The organism is Streptomyces sp. NPDC000878, assembly GCF_053599695.1.
Genome location: NZ_JBSFMT010000016.1, coordinates 140,280 through 164,152, shown reverse-complemented (window position 1 = coordinate 164,152; position 23,873 = coordinate 140,280). Strand labels below are relative to the sequence as shown.

At 69.0% G+C, this 23,873-nt stretch carries 24 protein-coding genes and 1 riboswitch; of the genes, 20 read left to right on the top strand and 4 right to left on the bottom strand.

The genetic code is table 11. The features are described from left to right. The 3 genes from ACWDR4_RS17495 to ACWDR4_RS17485 all read left to right on the top strand — a co-directional run. The coding region (locus ACWDR4_RS17495) for a cbb3-type cytochrome c oxidase subunit I (protein ID WP_450409361.1) at nucleotides 1-465 on the top strand (465 nt) is incomplete at its 5' end. After that, on the top strand, nucleotides 462-860 hold the full coding sequence (locus tag ACWDR4_RS17490) for a cytochrome c oxidase subunit 4 (RefSeq protein WP_369037389.1): 399 nt from the start codon (nucleotides 462-464) through the stop codon (nucleotides 858-860). The genes ACWDR4_RS17495 and ACWDR4_RS17490, both read left to right, overlap by 4 nt. 130 nt (nucleotides 861-990) lie before the next feature. Beyond that, nucleotides 991-2,253, top strand: coding sequence for an Ig-like domain-containing protein (locus ACWDR4_RS17485; RefSeq protein ID WP_450409359.1), 1,263 nt, complete (start codon nucleotides 991-993; stop codon nucleotides 2,251-2,253). 77 nt (nucleotides 2,254-2,330) lie between these two features. Here the strand turns inward: ACWDR4_RS17485 and ACWDR4_RS17480 are convergent, their stop codons facing one another. Further along, a complete protein-coding gene (locus ACWDR4_RS17480) occupies nucleotides 2,331-2,732 on the bottom strand; it encodes a hypothetical protein (RefSeq protein ID WP_450409357.1) in 402 nt (133 codons plus the stop codon). Nucleotides 2,733-2,941: 209 nt separating this feature from the next. Here ACWDR4_RS17480 and ctaE point away from each other — a divergent pair, with 209 nt between their 5' ends. The 6 genes from ctaE (at nucleotide 2,942) to ACWDR4_RS17450 (ending at nucleotide 10,103) form a co-directional block, all read left to right on the top strand. Continuing rightward, on the top strand, nucleotides 2,942-3,562 hold the full coding sequence (ctaE, locus tag ACWDR4_RS17475) for an aa3-type cytochrome oxidase subunit III (RefSeq protein ID WP_369037386.1): 621 nt from the start codon (nucleotides 2,942-2,944) through the stop codon (nucleotides 3,560-3,562). Between the two features lie 84 nt (nucleotides 3,563-3,646). Then, nucleotides 3,647-4,459 carry a cytochrome bc1 complex diheme cytochrome c subunit gene (qcrC, locus tag ACWDR4_RS17470; RefSeq protein ID WP_389350204.1) on the top strand — a complete coding sequence of 271 codons (813 nt, stop codon included), beginning with the start codon at nucleotides 3,647-3,649 and terminating at the stop codon, nucleotides 4,457-4,459. Continuing rightward, nucleotides 4,456-5,523, top strand: a complete 1,068-nt coding sequence (gene qcrA / locus ACWDR4_RS17465) for a cytochrome bc1 complex Rieske iron-sulfur subunit (protein ID WP_450409355.1) — start codon at nucleotides 4,456-4,458, stop codon at nucleotides 5,521-5,523. Before qcrC ends, qcrA begins: the two co-directional genes overlap by 4 nt. Next, the gene (qcrB, locus tag ACWDR4_RS17460; RefSeq protein ID WP_450409353.1) at nucleotides 5,520-7,163 is read left to right on the top strand and encodes a cytochrome bc1 complex cytochrome b subunit; all 1,644 of its coding nucleotides are present in this window, start codon (nucleotides 5,520-5,522) and stop codon (nucleotides 7,161-7,163) included. The genes qcrA and qcrB overlap by 4 nt, the downstream gene beginning before the upstream one ends. A 144-nt stretch (nucleotides 7,164-7,307) precedes the next feature. Beyond that, nucleotides 7,308-8,372, top strand: coding sequence for an anthranilate phosphoribosyltransferase (gene trpD / locus ACWDR4_RS17455; RefSeq protein WP_450409351.1), 1,065 nt, complete (start codon nucleotides 7,308-7,310; stop codon nucleotides 8,370-8,372). 85 nt (nucleotides 8,373-8,457) lie between these two features. Continuing rightward, nucleotides 8,458-8,575: riboswitch (SAM riboswitch) on the top strand. A gap of 166 nt (nucleotides 8,576-8,741) precedes the next feature. After that, nucleotides 8,742-10,103 (top strand): aminotransferase class V-fold PLP-dependent enzyme, encoded by a 1,362-nt coding sequence (locus tag ACWDR4_RS17450; RefSeq protein WP_450409349.1) that lies wholly within the window; start codon nucleotides 8,742-8,744, stop codon nucleotides 10,101-10,103. A gap of 126 nt (nucleotides 10,104-10,229) precedes the next feature. On the opposite strand, the gene ACWDR4_RS17445 is transcribed toward ACWDR4_RS17450, so the two are convergent. Together ACWDR4_RS17445 and ACWDR4_RS17440 are read right to left on the bottom strand one after the other, a co-directional pair. Continuing rightward, nucleotides 10,230-10,511 (bottom strand): Lrp/AsnC family transcriptional regulator, encoded by a 282-nt coding sequence (locus ACWDR4_RS17445; RefSeq protein WP_450409347.1) that lies wholly within the window; start codon nucleotides 10,509-10,511, stop codon nucleotides 10,230-10,232. Then, the gene (locus tag ACWDR4_RS17440) at nucleotides 10,508-11,260 is read right to left on the bottom strand and encodes a rhomboid family intramembrane serine protease (protein WP_450409345.1); all 753 of its coding nucleotides are present in this window, start codon (nucleotides 11,258-11,260) and stop codon (nucleotides 10,508-10,510) included. The genes ACWDR4_RS17445 and ACWDR4_RS17440 overlap by 4 nt, the downstream gene beginning before the upstream one ends. 159 nt (nucleotides 11,261-11,419) lie before the next feature. Between ACWDR4_RS17440 and ACWDR4_RS17435 the strand changes: the two genes are divergently transcribed. The 10 genes from ACWDR4_RS17435 to ACWDR4_RS17390 all read left to right on the top strand — a co-directional run bounded on the left by ACWDR4_RS17435 (nucleotide 11,420) and on the right by ACWDR4_RS17390 (nucleotide 22,093). Then, nucleotides 11,420-11,659 (top strand): hypothetical protein, encoded by a 240-nt coding sequence (locus ACWDR4_RS17435; protein ID WP_369037379.1) that lies wholly within the window; start codon nucleotides 11,420-11,422, stop codon nucleotides 11,657-11,659. Between the two features lie 40 nt (nucleotides 11,660-11,699). Beyond that, nucleotides 11,700-13,049 carry an NYN domain-containing protein gene (locus tag ACWDR4_RS17430; RefSeq protein ID WP_450409343.1) on the top strand — a complete coding sequence of 450 codons (1,350 nt, stop codon included), beginning with the start codon at nucleotides 11,700-11,702 and terminating at the stop codon, nucleotides 13,047-13,049. A gap of 233 nt (nucleotides 13,050-13,282) precedes the next feature. Then, complete coding sequence (locus tag ACWDR4_RS17425) at nucleotides 13,283-14,314, top strand: NlpC/P60 family protein (RefSeq protein WP_450409341.1); 1,032 nt, start codon at nucleotides 13,283-13,285, stop codon at nucleotides 14,312-14,314. Nucleotides 14,315-14,570: 256 nt separating this feature from the next. Further along, nucleotides 14,571-15,590 (top strand): NlpC/P60 family protein, encoded by a 1,020-nt coding sequence (locus ACWDR4_RS17420; protein WP_450409339.1) that lies wholly within the window; start codon nucleotides 14,571-14,573, stop codon nucleotides 15,588-15,590. Nucleotides 15,591-15,650: 60 nt separating this feature from the next. Next, nucleotides 15,651-16,862 (top strand): hypothetical protein, encoded by a 1,212-nt coding sequence (locus ACWDR4_RS17415; RefSeq protein ID WP_450409337.1) that lies wholly within the window; start codon nucleotides 15,651-15,653, stop codon nucleotides 16,860-16,862. Between the two features lie 253 nt (nucleotides 16,863-17,115). After that, on the top strand, nucleotides 17,116-18,003 hold the full coding sequence (gene urtB, locus ACWDR4_RS17410) for an urea ABC transporter permease subunit UrtB (RefSeq protein WP_450409335.1): 888 nt from the start codon (nucleotides 17,116-17,118) through the stop codon (nucleotides 18,001-18,003). Then, the gene (gene urtC / locus ACWDR4_RS17405; RefSeq protein WP_450409333.1) at nucleotides 18,000-19,124 is read left to right on the top strand and encodes an urea ABC transporter permease subunit UrtC; all 1,125 of its coding nucleotides are present in this window, start codon (nucleotides 18,000-18,002) and stop codon (nucleotides 19,122-19,124) included. The genes urtB and urtC overlap by 4 nt, the downstream gene beginning before the upstream one ends. Continuing rightward, nucleotides 19,121-19,897, top strand: coding sequence for an urea ABC transporter ATP-binding protein UrtD (gene urtD, locus ACWDR4_RS17400; RefSeq protein WP_450409331.1), 777 nt, complete (start codon nucleotides 19,121-19,123; stop codon nucleotides 19,895-19,897). The genes urtC and urtD overlap by 4 nt, the downstream gene beginning before the upstream one ends. A 17-nt stretch (nucleotides 19,898-19,914) precedes the next feature. Further along, a complete protein-coding gene (gene urtE, locus ACWDR4_RS17395) occupies nucleotides 19,915-20,613 on the top strand; it encodes an urea ABC transporter ATP-binding subunit UrtE (RefSeq protein WP_450409369.1) in 699 nt (232 codons plus the stop codon). 175 nt (nucleotides 20,614-20,788) lie between these two features. Continuing rightward, nucleotides 20,789-22,093 (top strand): amidohydrolase family protein, encoded by a 1,305-nt coding sequence (locus ACWDR4_RS17390; RefSeq protein WP_450409329.1) that lies wholly within the window; start codon nucleotides 20,789-20,791, stop codon nucleotides 22,091-22,093. Nucleotides 22,094-22,121: 28 nt separating this feature from the next. Here ACWDR4_RS17390 and ACWDR4_RS17385 read toward each other — a convergent pair whose 3' ends face one another. Then, nucleotides 22,122-22,712, bottom strand: a complete 591-nt coding sequence (locus tag ACWDR4_RS17385) for a hypothetical protein (RefSeq protein WP_450409327.1) — start codon at nucleotides 22,710-22,712, stop codon at nucleotides 22,122-22,124. A 150-nt stretch (nucleotides 22,713-22,862) separates the two neighbouring features. On the opposite strand from ACWDR4_RS17385, the gene ACWDR4_RS17380 reads away from it, so the two are divergent. After that, complete coding sequence (locus ACWDR4_RS17380) at nucleotides 22,863-23,807, top strand: FkbM family methyltransferase (protein WP_450409325.1); 945 nt, start codon at nucleotides 22,863-22,865, stop codon at nucleotides 23,805-23,807. Nucleotides 23,808-23,873 lie beyond the last annotated feature (66 nt).

The following is a 23,873-nucleotide window of genomic DNA, read 5'->3' as shown; positions in this document are numbered from 1 at the left end:
ATGACCGGCAAGATGCTCGACGAACGCCTCGGCAAGATCACCTTCTGGACCCTGTTCATCGGCTTCCACGGCACCTTCCTCGTCCAGCACTGGCTGGGCGCCGAGGGCATGCCGCGCCGGTACGCGGACTATCTCGCGGCCGACGGCTTCACCGCGCTGAACACGATCTCGACGATCAGTTCGTTCCTGCTCGGGCTGTCCGTGCTCCCGTTCTTCTACAACGTCTGGAAGACCGCGAAGTACGGCAAGAAGGTCGAGGTCGACGACCCGTGGGGCTACGGCCGCTCCCTGGAGTGGGCCACGTCCTGCCCGCCCCCGCGCCACAACTTCCTCACCCTGCCGCGTATCCGCAGTGAATCCCCGGCGTTCGACCTGCATCACCCGGAGATCGCCGCACTCGACCAGCTGGAGAACGCCGGTCACGGCGAGAAGGCCCTCGTCGGCGGCAAGGAGGCGGGCAAGTGAAGGTCCAGGGCAAGATGTTCATCTGGCTCGCCGTCTTCGTCCTCGCCATGGCGATCGTCTACGGCGTGTGGTCGAAGGAGCCGGCCGGTACCACGGCGCTCTTCCTGGCCTTCGGCCTGTGCATCATGGTCGGCTACTACCTGGCCTTCACGGCCCGGCGGGTCGACGTGGGCGCCCAGGACAACAAGGAAGCGGACATCGCGGACGACGCCGGCGAGGTCGGGTTCTTCAGCCCGCACAGCTGGCAGCCGCTCTCGCTGGCGATCGGCGGCGCGCTGCTGTTCCTGAGCGTCGCGATCGGCTGGTGGCTGGCGTACTTCGCGGCCCCGCTGCTCCTGATCGGCCTGTGGGGCTGGGTCTTCGAGTACTACCGCGGTGAGAACCGCACCCAGTAACACGCTCGGCACCCGAGGGAGCCCGGACACTCCGTCAGGAGGGTCCGGGCTCCCTCTTTTGCCACACCCCCGTTCCCTCGCACGGATCACCCGCCGCGCCGAGGCCGACGTACGTTCTTAGCGTGAGGGCATGAGCCACTCACCGCGTAACCGTACGGTCGTCAGCTGCACCCTCCTGGTGGCTGCCCTGGGCGCGTCCGCCACCGCCTGCGGGTCCGACGGCCACCCCCTCTCGGCGAAGCCGTACGACGCGGCTGAGCAGATCTCCTTCGGCGGCTCTGTCGACGACGGGAAGAAGGCCGACCCGGACAAGCCCCTGGAGGTCACCTCCGAGGACTCCGACGGCCGCATCACGGACGTCACGGCCGTCGACGCGACCGGACGCTACGTGGCCGGCGAACTCTCCGCCGACGGCAGCCGCTGGCACAGCACCTCACCCCTGGCCGCGGGCGCCCGCTACACGGTCCGCGTGAGCACCGAGGACGAGGACGGGGCCCCCGGCCGCGAGACCATCGCCTTCGACACCAGCAGGCCCACCACCAAGAAGCGCCTGAACGTCACCTTCGGCCCGAAGGCGGGCACCTATGGCGTGGGCCAGCCGGTCACGGCCGAACTCAGCCAGCCCGTACGGGAGAAGGCACAGCGCGCGATAGTCGAGCGCGCCCTCAAGGTGGACTCGACCCCCGCCGTCGAGGGCGCGTGGCACTGGGTGGACGACAAGGAACTCCACTACCGCCCCAAGGAGTACTGGCCCGCCAAGGCCACCGTCCAGGTGCGCAGCAACCTGCCCGGCATCAAGGTCGCCGACCGCCTCTGGGGCGGCACGGCCAAGCCCCTGAAGTTCACCACCGGCGACCGGGTCGTCGCCGTCACGGACGCGTCGTCCCACGAGATGACCGTCTACAAGAACGACGAGGTGATCAACACCATCCCGGTCACCACGGGCAAGCCCGGCTTCGAGACCCGCAACGGCGTCAAGGTCGTACTCGGCAAGGAGTACTTCGTACGCATGCGCGGCACCAGCATCGGCATAGCCGAGGGCAGTGCCGAGTCCTACGACCTGCCGGTCTACTACGCCACCCGGGTCACCTGGAGCGGCGAGTACGTCCACGCCGCCCCCTGGTCCGTAGGCTCCCAGGGCTCCGCCAACGTCAGCCACGGCTGCACCGGCATGAGCACCGGCAACGCCGAGTGGTTCTTCGACAACGTCCGCGAGGGCGACGTGGTCAAGGTCGTCAACTCCTACGGCGACACCATGGAAACCTTCGGCAACGGCTTCGGCGACTGGAACCTCAACTGGCAGAAGTGGCAGACCGGCAGCGCCCTCACAAACGGCACAACAGCAGGCCAGACCACTGTCCAGACGGCACGACTACGCCCGACGTCAGCATGAGCTTTTAGGGGCGCGGGGAACTGCGCGACAAGCCACAACGGCGCAGCACCCGCCACGAACCCGAACCCCCCACCCCTCTAGGCGCTCAAAGCCCGCCGAGCCCGCAACAAAGAAGCCAACGCAGAAGCGAACTCCACGGGATCCACCGGCAAGGTGACCGCCGAGTCCGCCCGAGACCACGTCGCCAGCCACGCATCCTGAGGCCGCCCGATCAGCAACAGCACCGGCGGACACTCGAACACCTCGTCCTTGATCTGCCGGCACAACCCCATGCCCCCCATGGGAACGGCCTCACCGTCGAACACACAGACATCGATCCCGCCCTTGTCCAACTCCTTCAGGACAGCGGCGGGAGTGGCGCACTCGAGGAACTCGACGACGGGAACGTCGGGAGCGGGCCGCCGCCCCGTCGCCAACCGCACCTGCTCGCGGGTGTTGGAGTCGTCGCTGTAGACCAGCACCGTGGCGGTCGGCTGCATTGTTCCCTCCGAGACATCAGCGTCGTACGGACAGACGGACCGGGCGGACCAGGTTCGTTGCGCCGGATGCTACTCCTTTGAACCCCCGGTCTGAACACCGTCGGAACGCCGTTCGGGCGGCCCTCCGATGGGCCATACGGGCTGGACACACCCCACCAACACTCCGAACGGCACCCCCCGGGGTGAGGGCGGGATAAGCGACCGACATAATGTCGGTCGTGGCGACAGCAACGACAGTAGAAACCGGGCACGCGCACCCGTCGGTCAACCGGCCGAACCTCACCAGCGTCGGAACCATCATCTGGCTGAGTTCCGAGCTGATGTTCTTCGCGGCCCTCTTCGCGATGTACTTCACCCTGCGATCGGTGACAGGTCCGGATCACTGGAAGGAGATGGCCTCCAACCTGAACTTCCCGTTCTCCGCGGCCAACACCACGATCCTGGTGCTCTCCTCCCTCACCTGCCAGCTCGGCGTGTTCGCCGCCGAGCGCGGTGACGTGAAGAAGCTCCGGATGTGGTTCATCGTCACCTTCGTGATGGGTGCGATCTTCATCGGCGGTCAGGTCTTCGAGTACACCGAGCTGGTCAAGCACGAGGGCCTCTCGCTCTCGTCCGACCCGTACGGCTCGGTGTTCTACCTGACCACCGGGTTCCACGGGCTGCACGTGACGGGCGGTCTCATCGCCTTCCTGTTCGTCCTCGGCAGGACGTACGCGGCGCGAAGGTTCACTCATGAGCAGGCGACCGCCGCGATCGTCGTGTCCTACTACTGGCACTTCGTCGACGTCGTCTGGATCGGGCTCTTCGCCACGATCTACATGATCAAGTAGCCGGGCCCGCCCGATCCTCACATCGGGTCCGCCCGATACCTCCCAGAAGACTCGACGCTGAAGATCCTGACACCGGGGTAATCCGTGAAAAAGCTCTCCGCACGACGACGCCATCCGCTGGCGGCGGTCGTCGTCCTACTCATCGCGCTGGCGGCCGTCGGGGGGCTGTACGCCACACTCGCACCCGCGAGCAAGGCACAGGCCGATGAAACCGCCCAGTCCCTCACCATCACCGAGGGACAGCGGCTGTACTCCGTGGGCTGCGCAAGCTGCCATGGCACCGGCGGTCAGGGCACCTCCGACGGTCCGAGCCTCGTAGGCGTGGGCGCCGCGGCGGTCGACTTCCAGGTGGCGACCGGCCGTATGCCGGCCGCGACCTCGCAGGGCGCGCAGATCCCGAAGAAGAAGAACATCTACTCGCAGGCCGAGATCGACCAGCTCGCGGCGTTCATCGCGTCGCTGGGCGCCGGTCCGTCCGTGCCGACCGAGGAGCAGTACGGCCCCGACGGCGCGGACATCGCCAAGGGTGGCGAACTCTTCCGCACCAACTGCGCCCAGTGCCACAACTTCACCGGCAAGGGCGGTGCGCTCACGCACGGCAAGTTCGCCCCGGACCTTGAGGGTGTCGACCCGAAGCACATCTACGAGGCCATGCAGACCGGCCCGCAGAACATGCCGTCCTTCCCCGACACGACGCTGTCGGAGAAGAACAAGAAGGACATCATCGCGTACCTCGACGCGGTCAACGGCGATGACACCGTGGAGCCCGGCGGCCTCGGTCTGGGCGGTCTCGGACCGGTCAGTGAAGGCCTGTTCGCCTGGATCTTCGGCCTCGGAGCGCTCATCGCGGTCGCCGTCTGGGTCGCCGCTCGGACCGCAAAGGCCAAGAAGTCATGAGTAGCCAAGACATTCCAGAAGAGAACCTGCCCGCCGAGCGGGCCACCGACCAGCACGCGCACGGTGCCGTGGGCGTGGCCGACGAGAAGGACCCGTTCGCGGACCCGGGGCTGCCGCCCCACGAGCACCGCGTCCAGGACATCGACGAGCGGGCCGCCAAGCGGTCCGAGCGCGCGGTCGCCTTCATGTTCACGCTGTCGATGCTGGCCACCGTCGGCTTCATCGCCTCGTACGTGGGGATCCCGCACGACAAGGCGGTGTACGTCTTCCCGATCGGGCACATCAACGCGCTGAACTTCGCGCTGGGCATGACCCTCGGGGTGGCGCTCTTCGCGATCGGCGCGGGCGCGGTCCACTGGGCCCGCACCCTGATGTCCGACGAGGAACTCATCGCCGAGCGCCACGAGATCGCGGCGCCGCCGGAGGTCAAGGCGCAGGTCCTGGCCGACTTCAAGCAGGGCGCCAAGGAGTCCGCGATCGGCCGGCGCAAGCTGGTCCGCAACACGATGTTCGGCGCGCTGGCCCTGTTCCCGCTCTCCGGCGTCGTCCTGCTCCGCGACCTCGGCCCGCTGCCCGGGACGAAGCTGCGCCACACCCTGTGGTCCAAGGGCAAGCTGCTCGTCAACATGAACACGAACGAGCCGCTGCGCCCCTCGGACGTCGTGGTCGGCTCGCTCACCTTCGCCAAGCCCGAGGGCCTGGAGGAGGACGACCACGAGTTCCAGACCGAGATCGCCAAGGCCGCCCTGATGATCGTCCGGATCCAGCCGGACAACATCAAGGACAAGCGCGAGCTCGAGTGGTCCCACGAGGGCATCGTGGCGTACTCGAAGATCTGCACCCACGTCGGTTGCCCGATCTCCCTGTACGAGCAGCAGACGCACCACGTGCTCTGCCCCTGCCACCAGTCCACCTTCGACCTCTCCGACGGCGCCCGGGTGATCTTCGGCCCCGCCGGTCACGCCCTGCCGCAGCTGCGCATCGGCGTGAACGACGAGGGCTATCTTGAGGCGCTCGGCGACTTCGAAGAGCCCGTCGGTCCTGCCTTCTGGGAGCGCGGATGAGTACTACGGCAAACACCACGGACGCGCGTTCGTCGCGCGACAAGGCACCCGCCGGTGAGCGGGTCGCCGACTGGGCCGACGGCAGGCTGGGTATCTACGGCCTGGCCAAGGCCAACATGCGCAAGATCTTCCCCGACCACTGGTCGTTCATGCTGGGTGAGGTCTGCCTCTACAGCTTCATCATCATCATCCTCACGGGTGTGTACCTGACGCTGTTCTTCCACCCGTCGATGAACGAGGTGGAGTACCACGGCAGCTACATCCCGCTGCAGGGCCAGTTGATGTCCGAGGCGTTCAACTCGACCATGCACATCTCCTTCGATGTGCGCGGTGGTCTGCTGATCCGGCAGATCCACCACTGGGCGGCGCTGATCTTCCTCGCCGGCATGTTCGTGCACATGATGCGCGTGTTCTTCACGGGTGCGTTCCGCAAGCCCCGCGAGGTCAACTGGGTGTTCGGGTTCCTGCTGTTCGTCCTGGGCATGTTCACCGGGTTCACCGGCTACTCGCTCCCGGACGACCTGCTCTCCGGCACCGGTGTGCGCTTCATGGAGGGCGCCGTCCTGTCCGTGCCGGTCGTGGGCACGTACCTGTCGTTCTTCCTGTTCGGCGGCGAGTTCCCGGGCGGCGACTTCGTGGCCCGCTTCTACTCGGTCCACGTACTGCTGCTGCCGGGCATCATGCTCGGCCTGCTGGTGGCGCACCTGATCCTGGTCTTCTACCACAAGCACACGCAGTTCGCGGGCCCCGGAAAGACGAACAACAACGTCGTCGGCATGCCGCTGCTGCCGGTCTACATGGCCAAGGCCGGAGGCTTCTTCTTCCTGGTCTTCGGTGTCATCGCGGCCATCGCGGCCATCGCCTCGATCAACCCGATCTGGACCATGGGCCCCTACCGCCCGGACCAGGTGTCCACCGGCGCCCAGCCCGACTGGTACATGGGCTTCTCCGAGGGCCTGATCCGTGTCATGCCGGGCTGGGAGATCAACGCCTGGGGTCACACGCTCGTCCTGGGCGTGTTCATCCCGCTGATCATCTTCCCGCTGGTCCTGGTCGCGATCGCGGTCTACCCGTTCATCGAGTCCTGGGTCACCGGCGACAAGCGCGAGCACCACATCCTGGACCGCCCGCGCAACGTGCCGACGCGTACGGCCTTCGGTGTCGCGTGGATCACCTGGTACATGGTGCTGCTGATCGGTGGTGGGAACGACCTCTGGGCCACCCACTTCCACCTGTCGATCAACGCGATCACCTGGTTCGTACGGATCGCGTTCTTCGTCGCCCCGGTCCTCGCGTTCATCGCCACCAAGCGGATCTGCCTCGGCCTCCAGCGCCGCGACCACGACAAGGTGCTGCACGGCCGCGAGTCGGGCATCATCAAGCGCCTGCCGCACGGTGAGTTCATCGAGGTGCACGAGCCGCTCAGCCAGGAGGCCCTGCACACGCTCACCGCGCACGAGCAGTACGAGCCGGCGGCGATCGGCGCGACGGTCGACGAGAACGGTGTCGAGCGCAAGGTGAAGGGTCCGGAGAAGCTGCGGGCCAAGCTCAGCAAGTCGTACTACGGCGAGGACGGCCAGATCGCCAAGCCGACCGCCGAGGAGTACAAGGAGATCACGAGCGGCCACGGCCACCACTGATCCCCTCGCTTCGCCACACACGGTCGAAGGGCCCCGTCCGTACGTCGGACGGGGCCCTTCGCCGTGCCCTCCGCTGGATAGGGTGGGAGCACACTTTCTGAATGACGAGAGTTCCCCTCTCGTACGACACCCTGGAGCGGCCGTATGAGCGCTGTGACCCCCGCAGGAGGCGACACCGCGGCGGGCCGTTCCTGGCCCGAGGTGCTGAACGCCCTGCTGTACGGCCGGGACCAGAGCGCCGACGCCACGGCCTGGGCGATGGACCAGATCATGCGGGGCGAGGCGACCGACGCGCAGATCGCCGGGTTCGTGGTGGCGCTGCGGGCCAAGGGCGAGACGGTGGAGGAGATCACCGGCCTGGTCCGGGCGATGTACGAGCACGCGAACGTCATCGAGGTGTCCGGGCGGACCGTCGACATCGTCGGCACGGGCGGCGACGGCGCGAAGACGGTGAACATCTCCACGATGTCCTCGCTCGTCGTGGCCGGCACCGGCGCCAAGGTCGTCAAGCACGGCAACCGGGCGGCCTCGTCGGCGTCGGGCTCCTCGGACGTCCTGGGGAAGCTCGGCGTCAACCTCGACCTGACCCCGCAGCGGGTCGCCGAGGTGGCCGAGGAGGCCGGCATCACCTTCTGCTTCGCCATCAAGTTCCACCCGGCGCTGCGCCACGCGGGCGCCGCCCGCGGTCAGTTGGGCATCCGTACGGTGTTCAACGCCCTAGGTCCGCTGACCAACCCGGCGAAGGTGAAGGCCCAGGCGGTGGGCGTCGCCGACCCGCTGATGGCGCCGATCGTTGCCGGTGTCTTCGCCGAACGCGGCAACTCCTCCCTCGTCTTCCGCGGAGACGACGGCCTCGACGAGCTGACGACCACGGCCACCTCCCACGTCTGGATCGTCCGGGACGGCAAGGTCACCGAGGAGTCCTTCGACCCGCGCGACGCCGGACTCGAACTGGTGCCGGTGGAGGCGCTGCGCGGCGGCGACCCGGCGCACAACGCGGAGGTGGCCCGCCGTCTCCTCGACGGCGAGACGGGGCCCGTACGTGATGCCGTACTGCTGAACTCGGCGGCTGCGCTCGTGGCGCTGGACCCGACCGGGGCCCCGCTCGCCGAGCAGCTCCGGGTCGGTATGGCGAAGGCGGCCGAGGCGATCGACTCGGGTGCCGCGAAGCGGACGCTGGAGCGCTGGGTGGCGGCCAGCAACAAGTAGTCCCACGCAGTCCCACACCGATGGGCGTCCCGCGATCCGGACACGGGTTGCGGGGCGTCGATCACTTCCCGTATTTTCTGTGCCAGGTCATGAGTGACAGTCATGAGGCCCCGGCCGACTGTCCGGCAACCCTCCGTCCGTGGCGGGGTGCCCCGGGATGAAGACCAGGCCGTGAGCAGCAAGGCTTACGGCAAGCGCGGGCCCCTTCTCGACACCAGGGGTCCTGGTCGTTCGAGGGAGTCTTCCGTGAGCAAGCGAATGCGATAGGGCTGCCGAGCCCCGCCTCCGCGCACCCCTTTTCCTTCCTTTCCTGTGCTGAGCCACGTCCGCTCGCACAGCGATTCCTCTTGTCTCTCACGGGAGTTCGCCATGTCTGTCTCCACCCTTGCCGCCGACCAGACCGTTTGTGCCCCGCTGTCCGTTCTGGGCCGGGACGTCACCGTCCCGCTCGTCACGGGCGGCGAAGTCACCTACGCGGCGCTCGACTACGCGGCCAGCGCGCCCGCGCTCCAGCGGGTCTGGGACGACGTGGCGGCGTACGCGCCCTACTACGGCAGCGTGCACCGGGGCGCCGGCTACCTCTCCCAGCTGTCGACGGACCTCTTCGAGAACGCCCGTAAGACGGTCACGGAGTTCCTGGACTGCCGGGCCGACGACCAGCTGATCTTCACCCGGTCCACCACCGACTCCCTCAACCTCCTCGCCGCCGCGCTTCCCGACGGCTGCCAGGTCTTCGTCTTCGAGACCGAGCACCACGCCTCGCTGCTGCCCTGGAAGGACGCCCAGGTCACCTACCTCAACGCCCCGCGCACCCCGCAGCAGGCCGTGGCCACCCTGCGGGAGGCCCTCGCCGCCCGCGACCCCCAGGGCCCGGCGCTCGTCTGTGTCACCGGCGCCTCCAACGTCACCGGTGAGCTGTGGCCCGTACGGGAGCTGGCTGCCGCCGCCCACGCGCACGGTGCCCGGATCGTCCTGGACGCCGCCCAGCTCGCCCCGCACCACCCCGTCTCCGTCCAGGACCTGGACGTCGACTGGGTCGCCTTCTCCGGGCACAAGCTGTACGCGCCCTTCGGCTCCGGTGTCCTCGCCGGACGCGCCGACTGGCTGCGCGCGGCCGACCCGTACCTCGCGGGTGGTGGCGCCAGCCGTAAGGTCACTCGGCGTACGGACGGGGGAGTGGACGTGGAGTGGCACGACAGCGCCGCGCGGCACGAGGCGGGGTCACCGAATGTCATCGGTGCCTACTCGATCGCCGCCGCCTGCAAGGCCCTCACGGAAGCCGGCTTCGATTCGCTGGTGGCTCGGGAGCAGTACCTGATCGACACCGTGCGGGCGGGGCTGGCGGAGGTGCCCGAGGTGCGGGTGCTCTCGCTGTTCGGGGACGACGCTCCGCGCGTCGGTGTCATCTCGTTCGTCGTCGAGGGGTGGAACAGCTCGCACTTCGCGGCGGCGCTTTCCGCGGAGTACGGGATCGGGGTGCGGGACGGGCTGTTCTGTGCGCATCCGCTGGTGCGGACGCTGCTGGGGAGTGACCCGCAGACGCAGGGGGAGTGTGGCGCCCCTGAGGCCGCCCCGGGCGAGAAGTCTCTCAACGCCATCCGTGTGAGCTTCGGTGCCGGTACGCCCGACGAGCATGTCGAGCGGTTCGTGGGTGCGGTGAAGGAGCTTGTGCGGGACGGGGCTCGGTGGCAGTACCGGACCGAGGACGGGCGCTGCGTTCCGGCGGTTTGATCGCCCCCGCCGCCCTTACCCGTTCCCATCCCCTGGGGGCTGCGCCCCCAGACCCCCCTTAGTCGCGCTGAACGCGCTCGTCCTCAAACGCCGGACGGGCTGAAATGGCCGGCCTGGGCTGGGAAGTCAGCCGTCCAGGCCGATTGCGAACGCTGCCTCCAGGTCGTGCTGGGAGTACGTCCGGAACGCCACGTGGGTGTCCGTTGCCTCTACGCCCGGGATCTTGCTGATGCTGCCCGGGATGACCTCCGCCAGGTCCTCGTGGGCCTTTACGCGGACCATCGCGATCAAGTCGTACGTGCCGGTGACGGAGAAGACCTCGCTCACGCTTTCCAGCGCGGCGATCCTCTCCGCGATCTCGGGGATCCGGTCCACGCTGGTCTTGATGAGCACGATCGCGGTGATCACGGCTGGTTCTCTCCCTCGGGCGCCTTCACTGGGGCCCTCACTTTAGTCGCACCGCGATGTCGCACCCACGCGTAGGCGAAGCCCAGGCCGAAGCCCACCACGTGGGCCAAGTACGCCACCCCGGGGCCTGACGAGGCCCTCCCCGCCGCCACCCACTGGAGGGTCGCCCAGAAGGGGAGGGTCAGCCAGGCCGGGAAGCGCAGGGGGAGGAAGAAGAGGAACGGGAAGAGGCTTGTGACGCGGGCGCCGGGGAAGAGGTACAGGAATGCGCCCAGGATCGCCGAGATCGCGCCGGACGCGCCCACCAGCGTCTGCTGCGAGCCGGCGTTGGCGGCGGCGTACCCGAGCAGGGCGAGGTAGCCGCAGCCCAGGTAGAAGAGGGCGAACTCCAGGTGGCCGAGGCGTTCCTCGGTCATCGCGCCGAAGACGTAGAGGAAGAGCATGTTGCCCAGCAGGTGGACCCAGCTGCCGTGCACGAAGAGGGCCGTCGCCGGGGTGAGCGTGGCGCGCGGGGCGCCCGTGAAGAGGTCGGCGGGGACCACGCCCCAGCGGCGGAAGTAGGCGCGCTGGGCGGCGAGCAGGGCGTCCCCGGTGCCGTACCCGGGATTCAGGCCCGAGGCGGGGCCGATGACGAAGAGCAGACAGCACACGGCGATCAGCCCGTACGTCACGGGCGCCGACTGGGCGCGAATCGACCTGTGGACCGATCTGTGGGCCGCCGTACGCCACTTTTCGAACTCGCCGATCATGGCTACAGAGCATGACGTAACGGGACCGAACAGTGCAGACCGCCTCGCCGCTGCGGACGGACGGGCGGGGGGTACCCGCCAGGCCTTAGGGTTACGAGCCACACGCACCAGGGAATCTGGCGCAGCACGGACACTAGAAGGAAAGCGAACATATCCACGATGACGGTTCCTCTGCCGACCGAGACGACCCGGTGGCGCTGTGCTCTGTGCGGCAACCTCACGCGTTTCGACGTGACCCGCTCCTCCAAGGTGGTGGAGTACGTGCACCTGGACCTCGCCGGAGCACCGAACGTGGAGGAGCGCGAGGTGGTCAGTGAGACCATCGAGTCGGTGCGCTGCCGCTGGTGCAACGCCGTGGATCAGGTGGAACTCGTGGACAGGCCGGGCGCCGGCTCCTGACAGGGAGCGGGCCCCGCACAGGAATGGGCTGGGGTGACGGATGGTGGAGACCACAGGCGGGGGGCCGGGCGACGGCGCCGCCGAGGTGCTCGACCGCCCGCTGCCCGACGGCGTGCGCAGGCGCGTCGTACAGATCGTGTCCGATGGTTTCGGTGGGTTGACCGTTGCCGAACTGCCCGCGCAGTTGCGGCAGTACGCGCGGTTCGCGCCCAATCGGCGGGCCAAGTTCGCCGGTAATGCCATGGCTGCTGCCCTGGAGACCGACACGTTGTTCCGGCAGCGCATCGGGGAGAAGCTGCGGGAGGCGCAGGCGGAGCTGGCGGGCGCTCTCGACGCCGGTTCGCCGCCCCCGGCCGCCGATCCGCTGGACGTGGCCGCCGCGGCCTATGTGCTGCGGCCCACGGGCTGGGTCAAGCTCGTCACCGCGGCCGGTGAGGAGGCGCAGCGGGCCGACGCCGAGCGCGCCGACGAGGAGAGCCGGGCCGAGCTGGAGCGGCTGCGCGAGGAACTGAGCGCCGCCCGCGACCACACCCGTACCGAGACCGAGCGGCTGCGCGCGGAGCTGGAGTCGGCCAAGAAGGAAGCCGAATCGCTTCACCGCAAGCTGCGTGCCGCCCTCAGTGACGTCAAGCGCGGCGAGGCGGCCCTGCGCAAGGTGCACGCCGAGATCGACGCCGTACGGGCCGAGGAGCACGCCCAAGTCTCCGTGGCCGAGAGCGAGGCCCGGCGGCTCAAGGGGCGGCTCGTGGAGGTCGAGGCGGCCCTTGAGGCCAGCAGACGCGCCGCCCGGGAGGGGCGGAGCGTCGAGGACATGCGCGTACGGCTGCTGCTCGACACCGTACTCGAAGCGGCTCAGGGGCTGCGGCGGGAGCTGGCGCTGCCGCCGGTGTCGGTGCGGCCGGCCGAGACGGTGGATGCGGTCGAACCGGGACGAATGACCCCGAAAGACATTGCCGCGCGGGCACTGTCCGAGAACGACCCCGCCATTCTCGACCAGCTTCTCGCGCTGCCGCAGGCCCATCTGGTCGTCGACGGGTACAACGTCACCAAGACCGGCTATCCCCAGATGCCCCTGGAGAAGCAGCGGTTGAGGCTGCTCGGTCAGCTCTCGCAGCTCGCCGCCCAGACGGGCGCCGAGGTGACCTGTGTCTTCGACGGGGCCGAACTGGCCGCTCCGGTGCTGCTGGCGCCGCCGCGCGGGGTGCGGGTGCTGTTCTCCAAGGCCGGTGTCACCGCCGACGAGTTGATCCGGCAGCTGGTGCGCGCGGAGCCGCCGGGACGGCCGGTCATCGTCGTCTCGACGGACCGCGAGGTGGCCGACGGGATCGCCAAGGCGGGGGCGCGGCCGGTGGCTTCGGCGGTGCTGCTGAAGCGGTTCTCGCGTGGCTGACGGCGGTCGGCAACATACGTACCGAATGCCCGAATTGGTGGAACTGTCACGCAACGTAGCGTCAAATGAGCGTTACCTGATGTGAGTTGTGTGTAAAGAATGCACGTGTGACAAACATTTTTCATGCGAGGATTTGAAGTGATCACAGGGTGGTCACTAGGGTCAGGCCTCGAACCTCCGCTCGGGTGATCGCTCAATGGGAGTGACGGCGGGAGAAGAAGGAGTTCGCCTCCGTGGCGTCCCATCGTCGACCGAAGCAGCCGAGCCGCACCCGCGTGACCGTGCTCACCACCGCCGCAGCCGCCGCCGTGGCCCTCAGCGCCAACGCCGCCAACGCCGCGCCGAGCGAGAAGCCGAGCAAGGACGAGGTCAAGGCCAAGGTCGACAAGCTCTACGAGCAGACCGAGCAGGCGAGCGAGAAGCTCAACGGTGCTCAGGAGAAGCAGGACAAGCTGGAGAAGGAGATCTCCACCCTCCAGGACAACGTCGCCCGCGGCCAGGGGGAACTCAACGAGCTGCGTGACAGCCTCGGACTCGCCGCCGCCGCCCAGTACCGCACCGGCAGCATCGACCCCTCCGTGCAGCTCTTCCTCTCCGCCGACCCGGACGACTACCTCGACAAGGCGTCCACGATGGACCAGTTGAGCAGTCAGCAGGTCGAGACGCTGAAGAAGGTCACGGAGAAGCAGCGCGCGCTCGCCCAGCAGCGCTCCGAGGCCACCGAGAAGCTCGAGGACCTCGCGGACACCCGCACCGAGCTGGCCAAGAAGAAGAAGGAAGTCCAGAGCAAGCTCGCCGAGGCGCGCAAGATCCTCAACTCCATGACGGCCGCGGAGAAGGCGGCCCTCGCCGCCGCCGACGCCCGCGCCACCCGGGCCAGCGAGCGCTCCGCCCTCAGCAGTGGGGCGGCCATCACCGGCCGCGCCGGCTCCGCGTACGCCGCCGCGCAGAGCAAGATCGGCACGCCGTACGTCTACGGCGCCTCGGGCCCCGACTCCTTCGACTGCTCGGGCTTCACCTCGTGGGCGTTCGCCCAGGCCGGCATCACCATTCCCCGCACCTCACAGGCGCAGGCCAGCGCGGGTACGCGCATCTACTCGCAGAGCGATCTCCAGGTCGGTGACCTGGTCATCTTCTACAGCGACCAGCACCACGTCGGCTTCTACGCCGGCAACGGCCAGGTCCTGCACGCGCCGCGCAGCGGCACGGTCGTGCGGTACGAGTCGATCGACAACATGCCGTTCCAGTTCGGCGTACGGATCTGATCCTCTCTTCGCCGGATCGGATCGTCGTACCCCTTCCGGGTCCTTTCAAGATCAGGACACGTTGACGCCCGAACGGGCGAATCCCGACACCCTTCGCTGACCCCACGCCCCGCCGATGACCTGCGTCATAGGCGGGGCGTCACTGTGTGTGGTCGTCGAGGTCTTTGGCCCGCGCGCAGTCGCACGGCTACTGTCTGCCGCGCCCCCAACACCGGGGGCACGTCAGCGTCCGCCAGCGGAAGGAGTGCGGCTTCTCGTGGGGTTCCATCGCCGCCTTGCACCGTCCGGGTTCGACCGGGGCGCCACCGCCGCGCTCTGCGTACTGTCCGCCGCCGTCGCCGCTCTGGGCGCCGCCGTGCCGTCGGCCACCGCCGCGCCGGGCGACAACACCCGGGCCGAGGTGGACCGGCTCTACACGGAGGCCGAGAAGGCCACCGAGTCCTACAACCGGGCCGACGAGCGCGCCGACGCGCTGCGCGAGCAGGTGACCCGGGCGCAGGACCGGATCGCCCGGCAGCAGGAGAGCATCAACACCATGCGGGAGGCGCTCGGTTCGCTCGCGGGCGCCCAGTACCGGGCCGGGGGCATGGACCCCTCGCTCGCGCTGCTGTTCTCCGACGACCCGGACGAGTACCTGGAGAAGGCCGCCGCGCTCGACCGGATCAGCGTCCACCAGGCCGCTGAGCTGAGGGAACTCCAGGCGGCCATGCGCGAACTCGCCCAGGAGCGCTCGGAGGCCACCGGCAAGCTCGCCGAACTCGACAAGAGCCGCAAGGCGGTCGCCACGCACAAACGGACCGTCGAACAGAAGCTGGCCAAGGCGCGGGCGCTGCTCAACTCCCTGCCGTCCGCCGACCGCGCCGCCTACGACCGGGCCTCCCGTTCCGACCGCGCCGACCTGCCCGACCCCGGGAACGCCGCCGCACCGAACGCCCGTGCGGCAACCGCCGTCGCCGCGGCCCGGGCGGCCCTGGGCAGCCCGTACATCTGGGGCTCCAGCGGGCCCTCCGGCTTCGACTGTTCGGGCCTGATGCAGTGGTCGTACGCGAAGGCCGGGGTCTCCCTGCCGCGCACCTCGCAGGCCCAGCGGTACGCCGGACAGCAGGTCCCGCTCTCCCAGGCCCAGCCCGGTGACCTGGTCACCTACCGGTCCGATGCCAGTCACGTCGGGATGTACGTGGGCAACGGCCAGGTGATCCACGCCCCCTATCCGGGCGCGCCGGTGCGGTACGACCCGGTGGGCATGATGCCGGTGTCGTCGGTCACCAGGGTCTGAGCAGGCTACGAACGTCCGGGGCGTCCCCTTTCCCGGCAGTCGGCCCGTACGATCGTCGGCGTGGCTGGTCGAAGGCGTGCGGGGGATGCGTGGCGGGTCCGGGGCGTGGCGCTCTGGCTGGTCCTGGGCTCGCTCGTCGCCCTTGTCGCGTGCGGCGGCGGCTCGTCGGGCACCGACACCGCCTCCGCCGACGTACGACGGCTGCTGGACCGGCGGGCCGCGGCCGTTCTGGACGGCGACGCACCGGCGTACGCGCGGACCGGTGCGCCGGGGGAGCTCACCCGGCTGGGCGCGCTCCCGCTGGCGGCCTGGTCGTACCGGCTGACCGCCCTGCACCGCACCGGCGGCGAGGCCACCGCAGACGTGGAGCTGAGCTACCGCGTCGAGGGCATCGACAAGGCACCCGTGAGGGTCGGGCGGACCCTGACCCTGACCGAGCGGGACGGCGGGCAGTGGTACGTCGACGCCGACAAGCCCGCCCGGAAGACCGGCCAGCAGCTGTGGGACCAGGGGACCGTGCGGGCCGTGCACGGCACGCACAGCCTCGTGCTCGGGGTCGGGCAGTCGGCGGAGTCCCTGCGCCGGTACGCGGACCTCGCCGACCGGGCCGTGCCCGCGGTGACGGAGGCGTGGGGCCGGGCGTGGACGAGACGGGTCGTGGTCCTCGTACCGAAGTCGCTGGAGGGGATGGCCGGGCTGCTCGGGTCGCCCGCCTCCTCCTACCGGGGGATCGCGGCCGTCACGACCGGGGAGGTGGGCGGCTCGGGGACGGCGCCCGCGGACCGGGTCATCGTCAACCCCGAGGCGTACGGCGTGCTCGGGGACTTCGGCAAGCAGGTCGTACTCACCCACGAGACCACGCACGTGGCGACCCGTGCCGCCACCACGGCCGCCACGCCGCTGTGGCTCTCCGAGGGGTACGCGGACTGGGTCGGCTACCGGTCCACGGGTCGTACGGCGGTCCAGGCGGCGCCCGAACTGGCACGTGCGGTGGCCTCCGGCGAGGTGCCGGACGCGCTTCCGGGGGATGCGGACTTCGGCTTTGGCGGGGATGCGGGGGAGCTGGCGCAGGCGTACGAGGGGGGTTGGCTGGCGTGCCGGTTGATCGCTGATCGGTGGGGGGAGGTGCGGCTGGGGGAGTTCTATCGGGCGGTGGGGGTGCATGGGGTGCGGGCGGGGGCGGTCGAGGGGGCGCTGGAGGGTGTGCTGGGGATTACGTCCGGGGAGTTCACGGGGTTGTGGCGGGACTATCTGCGGGCTCAGCTCGTGTAGTTCTCGCCCCCGCCGCCCCTACCCGTTCCCATCCCTGGGGGCTCCGCCCCCGAACCCCCGTATCGCGCTAGAACGCGCTCGTCCTCAAACGCCGGACGGGCTGACTACCCAGCCCGTCCGGCGTTTGAGGACAAGGCCCGTTCAGGGCCGTAGCGGGGGGTTCGGGGGGCGCAGCCCCCCGAGGATGGGACGGGTAGGGGCGGCGGGGGCGAGAAAAAAGGCACCCACCCGCCCCCCGACCAGGAGCCGCTCCATGACGGTCATCCTCAACCAATCATTCACCGGCATCAGCATCGGCGCCGTCCTCCTCCTCATCGCCCTCGGCCTGACCCTCACCTTCGGTCAGATGGGCGTGATCAACATGGCGCACGGCGAGTTCATCATGACCGGCGCCTACACGACCTACGTCCTCCAGAAGTCCATCAGCAGCGCCGGGATCTCGCTGCTGGTCGCACTGCCCGTGGCGTTCGTCGTCGCAGGCCTGATGGGCGCCCTCCTCGAATGGCTCCTCATCCGCCGCCTCTACACCCGCCCCCTGGACACCCTCCTCGTCACCTGGGGCGTCTCCCTGATGCTCCAGCAACTGGCCAGGGACATCTTCGGCGCCCCCAACGTCCAGACCCACGCCCCCGACCTCCTCACCGACAACGTCTCGGTGGGCGGCGGCATCACCCTCGCCAACAGCCGCCTGTTCATCCTCGGCCTGGCCCTCCTCTGCGTACTCGCCCTGACGATCGTCCTGCGTACGACCCCGCTGGGCCGCCGCATCCGAGCCGTCGTCCAGAACCGCGACCTCGCCGAGGTGTCCGGCATCGCCACCGGCCAGGTCGACCGCATGACCTTCTTCATCGGTTCGGGCCTGGCCGGAGTCGCCGGAGTCGCGCTGACCCTGGTCGGGCCGATCGGGCCGACGATGGGCACCAACTACATCGTCGACGCCTTCCTGGTCGTAGTGGTCGGCGGCATCGGACAGCTCAAGGGCAGCGTGATCACCGCGTTCGCCCTCGGCGTCCTCCAGTCGGTCCTCGAATACTCGACCACCGTCAGTGTCGCCAAGGTCATCGTGCTCGTGGCGATCGTCGCCTTCCTCCAGTGGCGACCGCAGGGCCTGTACACACTGCGCACCCGGAGCCTGGCATGACGACAACGACCGAACCCACCAAGGCAGTTACCCCACCACCGGAGCCGAAGACCCCCCTCCTGGAGCGCCTCCGAGTCCCCGGCGGCTTCGCCCTCGGAGCCGTACTCCTGCTCGGCATAGCCCCGTTGGCGCTCTCCGACTTCCGACTCGCCCTCCTCGCCAAGTACTTGTGCTACGCGATCGTGGCCGTCGGCGTCAGCCTGGCCTGGGGCCGTGGCGGACTCCTCGTCCTCGGCCAGGGCGTCTTCTTCGGCCTCGGCGGCTACGCCATGGCCATGCACCTCAAGCTCGCCGACGCCGCCGACACCGGCGAGAAACTCCCCGACTTCATGCAGCTGTACGGCACCGGCGATGCCCTCCCCTGGTGGTGGGAGCCGTTCGCCAACCCGCTGTTCGCGCTGGCCATGACCGTCCTCCTCCCCATGGCCGTCGCCGCGCTGCTCGGCTTCCTGGTGTTCCGGCGCCGGGTCAAGGGCGCGTACTTCGCGATCCTCAGCCAGGCGCTCGCCGCAGCCCTGTCCATCTGGCTGATCGGCCAGCAGGCCACCACCGGCGGCACCAACGGCCTCACCGACATCCAGGGCTTCTTCGGCTACTCACTCGACGACCCCGTCAACCAGCGGATGGTGTACTTCGTCATCGCGGCGGTACTGCTCGCCCTCATGGCCCTGGCCCGCCAGCTTTTCGTCAGCCGCTACGGCGAACTCCTCATCGCCGTACGGGACTCCGAGGAACGGGTCCGCTTCCTCGGCTACAACCCGGCCAACGTGAAACTGGTCGCGTACGTCGTCGCGGCCGGCATGGCAGGGCTGGCCGGTGCGCTCTTCGTGCCCGCCGTCGGGATCATCTCCCCGGCGCTGATCGGGATCGTGCCGTCGATCGGCTTCGTCATCGGCGCTGCGGTCGGCGGACGGGCGTCGCTGGTGGGCGCGGTGCTCGGGGCGATCGCGGTCGCCTGGGCGCAGAGCACGCTGTCGGACGCGTTCCCGGCCGGATGGACGTACTTCCAGGGCCTGTTGTTCGTGCTGGCGGTCGGCTTCCTGCCCGGCGGTCTGGCATCCCTGTGGACGGTGGCCCGCAACCGCCGTACGCGGCAAGCGAGTTCAGGAGGTACGGCATGAGCGGCGACGGCGGCGAGGCGCTGACGATCAGCGACCTGAGGGTCACGTTCGACGGCTTCACGGCGGTCGACGGCGTCAACCTGACTGTCCAGCCAGGTGACTTGAGATTCCTCATCGGGCCGAACGGCGCCGGCAAGACCACCCTGGTCGACGCGGTCACCGGCCTGGTGAAGGCGACGGGCTCGGTCCGCTTCGGCGACGAGGAGCTGCTGGGCAAGCCGGTGCAGCGGATCGCCCGCATGGGCATCGGCCGTACGTTCCAGACGGCGACGGTGTTCGAGGAGCTGACCGTGCTCCAGAACCTGGACATCGCGGCGGGCGCCGGACGCGGCATGTGGACGATGCTCCGCCGCCGCAAGGGAGTTCCGGAACCGGTGACCAGGGCCCTGGAGACAACGGGCCTGACGGCACTCGCCGACCGCCCGGCGGGAGCCCTCGCCCACGGCCAGAAGCAGTGGCTGGAGATCGGCATGCTGCTCGTCCAGGACGTACGGCTGCTGCTGCTCGACGAACCGGTGGCCGGGATGAGCCACGAGGAGCGCGAGGCGACCGGCGAACTCCTCCAGCGGGTGAGCGAGGACCACACGGTCGTCGTCATCGAGCACGACATGGACTTCATGCGCTCCTTCGCGCGCAGCGTCAGCGTCCTGCACGCGGGCAAGGTGCTCAGCGAGGGCACGGTGACGGAGGTCCAGGCGGACCCGAGGGTCCAGGAGGTCTATCTGGGCCGCGCAACAGAGCCCGCGCCCATACCCGTTGGGGAGGAGGCATGACGCCGATGTCCAAGTCCATGTCTCTGCTGGAGATCACCGACGTACGAGCGGGATATGACCGTACGACCGTCCTGCACGGCGTGACCGTGGCCGTGCCGAAGGACGGTGTGGCCGCCGTTCTCGGTCACAACGGCGCCGGGAAGAGCACGTTGCTGCGGGCGGCCATGGGTCTGCTGAAGCCGACCGGCGGGCGGGTCCTGCTGAACGGCGAGGACATCACCCGGCTCTCCCCGCACCAGCGGGTGGCGCGCGGAATGGCGTACGTACCGCAGGGACAGCAGTCGTTCCCGCACCTCACCACCGCCGAGAACCTCCAACTCGTCGCCGACGGACGGGCGGACGGCAAGGAGGCGGTCGCCGAGGCGCTGGACCTCTTCCCGGCGCTGCGTGAACTGTCGGGCCGCCGGGCCGGGTTGCTGTCGGGCGGTCAGCGGCAGCAACTCGCCCTGGCGCGTGCCCTGGTGACCCGCCCGAGCCTGCTCCTCCTCGACGAGCCGACGGAGGGCATCCAGCCGTCGGTGGTCGCGGAGATCGAGGAGACGATCCTGACGCTGGCGGCGAGGGGCGGTCTCTCGGTCCTCCTCGTCGAGCAGCACGTGGGGTTCGCGATGCGTGCCGCCCAGCACTACTACGTACTGGAGGCGGGACGCGTGACCTCGTCCGGGGAGGGCGGCGCGGGCGCCGAGCAGACGGTGAGGGCGGCGCTGAGCGTCTGAACGGAAGCAGGGAAGGGCCCGGTCCGCACTCGGATCGGGCCCTTTCTCGTTGCCCTCCTCGTTGCTCATCCCGCCGTGTCCGAATGGTTGATTCTCTGATAGTGAGAAGCTAATTTACGTTGACAGAGAAGGTCGAAATCACTGCGGAGTCACTGAGTCACTGCGGAGGAACGTCATGGAACGGGACGACCTGATCCTGATCAGCGTGGACGACCACATCATCGAGCCGCCGGACATCTTCGTGAACCACCTCCCGAAGCGGTATCTGGACGACGCGCCGAAGCTGATCCACCGCGAGGACGGCAGTGACGTGTGGCAGTTCCGCGACAACACCGTCGGCAACGCCGCGCTGAACGCGGTCGCCGGGCGGCCCAAGGAGGAGTACGGCCTCGATCCGCAGGGCATGGACGAGATCAGGCCGGGCTGTTACGACGTGCACGAGCGCGTCAAGGACATGAACGCCGGTGGAGTCCTGGCCCAGATGAACTTCCCGTCCTTCCCCGGCTTCGCCGCGCGGATGTTCGCCACGGAGGACCAGGACTTCTCGCTGGCGCTGGTGCGGGCGTACAACGACTGGCACATCGACGAGTGGTGCGGGGCGTACCCGGGCCGTTTCATCCCCATGGCGCTGCCCGCGATCTGGTCGGCGGAGCTGTGCGCGGCGGAGGTCCGGCGGGTGGCCGAAAAGGGCTGCCACAGCCTGACCTTCCCGGAGAACCCGGCCGCCCTCGGCTACCCGAGCTTCCACGACGAGTACTGGAACCCCCTGTGGCAGGCGCTGTCCGACACGGACACGGTCATGTCGATCCACATCGGCTCTTCCGGGCGGCTCGCCATCCCGGCCGTCGACTCACCGCCGGACGTGATGATCACGCTCCAGCCGATCAACCTGGTATCGGCGGCAGCGGACTTGCTGTGGTCGCGGGTCGTCAAGGAGTACCCGGATCTGAAGATCGCGCTGTCGGAGGGCGGCACGGGCTGGATCCCGTACTTCCTGGAGCGTGTCGACCGGACCTTCGAGATGCACGCGACCTGGACGCTCCAGGACTTCGGCGGCAAGCTGCCGTCCGAGGTGTTCCGCGACCACTTCCTGACCTGCTTCATCAGCGACGACCTGGGCGTGAAGCTGCGGCACGAGATCGGCATCGACAACATCTGCTGGGAGGGCGACTACCCGCACAGCGACTCCATGTGGCCGGACGCGCCGGAACAGATCCAGGGCGTCCTGGAGAAGCACTCCGTCCCGGACGAGGACATCGTCAAGATGACCCACGAGAACGCGATGCGCTGGTACTCCTTCGACCCCTTCTCCCACATCCCGAAGAGCCAGGCCACGGTCGGCGCGCTGCGGAAGTCGTCCGAGGGCCACGACGTCAGCATCCGCTCCCGGAGCCGCCAACTGACGGAGCCAGTGGACAAGTTGGAGGCGTTCAGGACGCGCGCACGGGCGGCGGTGGCGGCAGCGGCGGCGGGCAGGTAAGAGAGGAATCAGGCAGGTACGGCTGCCGTCAGCCCTCGCCCGAAGCCCGCTGGTCCCGCTGGGTCTGCCGGTTGTGCCGGGCCGACGGCAGCAGAAGATCCCGCTCGGGATGCTTCTCGCCCGTGACGCTGCCCTGGATCCCGAGGTCGACGCGGGCCGCCTCGTGAAAGGCGTTGATGCACCGGAAGGCGGCCCGGTGCCGCTCCCGCCACTCCTCAAGGGTCCCGGTGATCCGCCCGGTGGCCTGCCAGTCGATCTCGGCGAGCACGGTGTTGAGTTCGTGCCCGGCCTCGATGGCGTCGTCGCCCCCGAGCAGCATGACCCGCTCGAAGGCCGACCCCCACCGCCGGCTCGCGTCCGAGAGATCCTCGCGCAACTCCGGCTCGGGCCGGTGCTCGTCGCGCAGCCCTTCCCTGGCCTCGTAGAGCCGTACGGCCATGGCGATGCGCATCTTCGCCGCGTCCACGTACTCCGAGTACGTGTCGATCTTCTTGTCGTCCCACCGGGTCAGCAGCTGGTAGCGGTTCCTGCCGCGCTCCATCAGGTAGTTGGTCGCGTGCGTGGTAAGCGCGCCGATCAACACGGCTCCTACGGTGACGAGTTGCTCGCCGGTTCCCATCGTTCCCCGCCCCCGTCCCTGTCCCCGACCCCGTGTGTGAGTAGCCGTCGGATGATCTTAGGAGATGGGAGAGGTGCCCGGCGGAGGCCATGACAGGGACCGGAGCAGGCCGGAGTAGGTTGGTTCCGGATCGGTGGAGAGGCGGATCGCATGAGCGGTGTTCCCACGGCGGGGCTGTCGGAGATCTTGGTGACCCTTGGCCGCCAGTACGTACGGAAGGCCCCGGGCTCCCTCGGCAAGGCGCTGCTCGCGGCCCGCTTCCTGAACCCCCACCTCCGGGAGCACCCGCGCCGCCGAGTGGTCGAGACCCGCGACGGCACCCGCTTCGCGGTGGACACCCAGGACCTGATCCAGCGCTACGTCTATCTCTTCGGCGTCTGGGAACCGCACATGTCGGCCTGGCTCAGCCGCAGGCTGCGCCCCGGGGACACATTCGTCGACGTCGGCGCGAACGTGGGCGTGTTCAGCGTGCTGGCCTCCCAACTCGTGGGTGACAAGGGCAGGGTCGTGTCGATCGAGGCGTCCCCGACTTTCCACGAGACCCTCCTGCGCCAGGCCGCCCTGAACGACTGCCACAACATCCGCGCGCTCAACGCCGCCGTGTCGGACAGCCACCGCACCCTGACCTTCATCCTCGCCAGTTCGCAGAACATGGGCGCCAACAGCATCGTCCCGTGGGACGGCCCGACGGAGTCCACCTTCGACATCGAGGCCCGCCCGCTGCCGGAGCTGCTCGACGCGGAGGAGATCGAGAACGCCCGCGTGATCAAGATCGACGTGGAGGGCGCGGAGGGAAGTGTCGTACGGGGCCTGGCGCCGATGCTGTCGAAGCTCCGCCCGGACGCGGAGATCACGGTCGAGGTGACCCCCGACCGCATGGCCCAACTGGGCGACTCCGCCGAGGAGTTGCTGACGACAATGCGCGAAGCCGGCTTCCACCTCTACCGCCTGCCCAACAGCTACGCCCCGGAGAGCTACGCGTACGCGCTGGCGGCTGCGCCAGGCGAGATCGGCGTACCGGAGCGGTGGCGGGGCCCGGTGGTGGGGGAGAGCGACCTGATCTTCTCGCGGGTGGACGCGGAGAAGTTGCCCTGATGGGGAGGGAGTTGGGGTGATCGGGGTGATCGTTGCCCGTCCGGGCAACAAGGCCTGCCCTGACGG

What these genes read in the sequence shown, in the direction of transcription:
- ctaE (WP_369037386.1), top strand. Translation starts at nt 2,942, where the DNA reads ATGTCGGTCGTGGCGACAGCAACGACAGTAGAAACCGGGCACGCGCAC.
- qcrA (WP_450409355.1), top strand. Translation starts at nt 4,456, where the DNA reads ATGAGTAGCCAAGACATTCCAGAAGAGAACCTGCCCGCCGAGCGGGCC.
- urtD (WP_450409331.1), top strand. Translation starts at nt 19,121, where the DNA reads ATGAGCGGCGACGGCGGCGAGGCGCTGACGATCAGCGACCTGAGGGTC.
- qcrB (WP_450409353.1), top strand. Translation starts at nt 5,520, where the DNA reads ATGAGTACTACGGCAAACACCACGGACGCGCGTTCGTCGCGCGACAAG.
- ACWDR4_RS17435 (WP_369037379.1), top strand. Translation starts at nt 11,420, where the DNA reads ATGACGGTTCCTCTGCCGACCGAGACGACCCGGTGGCGCTGTGCTCTG.
- ACWDR4_RS17485 (WP_450409359.1), top strand. Translation starts at nt 991, where the DNA reads ATGAGCCACTCACCGCGTAACCGTACGGTCGTCAGCTGCACCCTCCTG.
- ACWDR4_RS17480 (WP_450409357.1), bottom strand. Translation starts at nt 2,732, where the DNA reads ATGCAGCCGACCGCCACGGTGCTGGTCTACAGCGACGACTCCAACACC.
- ACWDR4_RS17390 (WP_450409329.1), top strand. Translation starts at nt 20,789, where the DNA reads ATGGAACGGGACGACCTGATCCTGATCAGCGTGGACGACCACATCATC.
- ACWDR4_RS17450 (WP_450409349.1), top strand. Translation starts at nt 8,742, where the DNA reads ATGTCTGTCTCCACCCTTGCCGCCGACCAGACCGTTTGTGCCCCGCTG.
- trpD (WP_450409351.1), top strand. Translation starts at nt 7,308, where the DNA reads ATGAGCGCTGTGACCCCCGCAGGAGGCGACACCGCGGCGGGCCGTTCC.
- urtB (WP_450409335.1), top strand. Translation starts at nt 17,116, where the DNA reads ATGACGGTCATCCTCAACCAATCATTCACCGGCATCAGCATCGGCGCC.
- ACWDR4_RS17440 (WP_450409345.1), bottom strand. Translation starts at nt 11,260, where the DNA reads ATGATCGGCGAGTTCGAAAAGTGGCGTACGGCGGCCCACAGATCGGTC.
- urtE (WP_450409369.1), top strand. Translation starts at nt 19,915, where the DNA reads ATGTCTCTGCTGGAGATCACCGACGTACGAGCGGGATATGACCGTACG.
- ACWDR4_RS17385 (WP_450409327.1), bottom strand. Translation starts at nt 22,712, where the DNA reads ATGGGAACCGGCGAGCAACTCGTCACCGTAGGAGCCGTGTTGATCGGC.
- urtC (WP_450409333.1), top strand. Translation starts at nt 18,000, where the DNA reads ATGACGACAACGACCGAACCCACCAAGGCAGTTACCCCACCACCGGAG.
- ACWDR4_RS17380 (WP_450409325.1), top strand. Translation starts at nt 22,863, where the DNA reads ATGAGCGGTGTTCCCACGGCGGGGCTGTCGGAGATCTTGGTGACCCTT.
- ACWDR4_RS17430 (WP_450409343.1), top strand. Translation starts at nt 11,700, where the DNA reads ATGGTGGAGACCACAGGCGGGGGGCCGGGCGACGGCGCCGCCGAGGTG.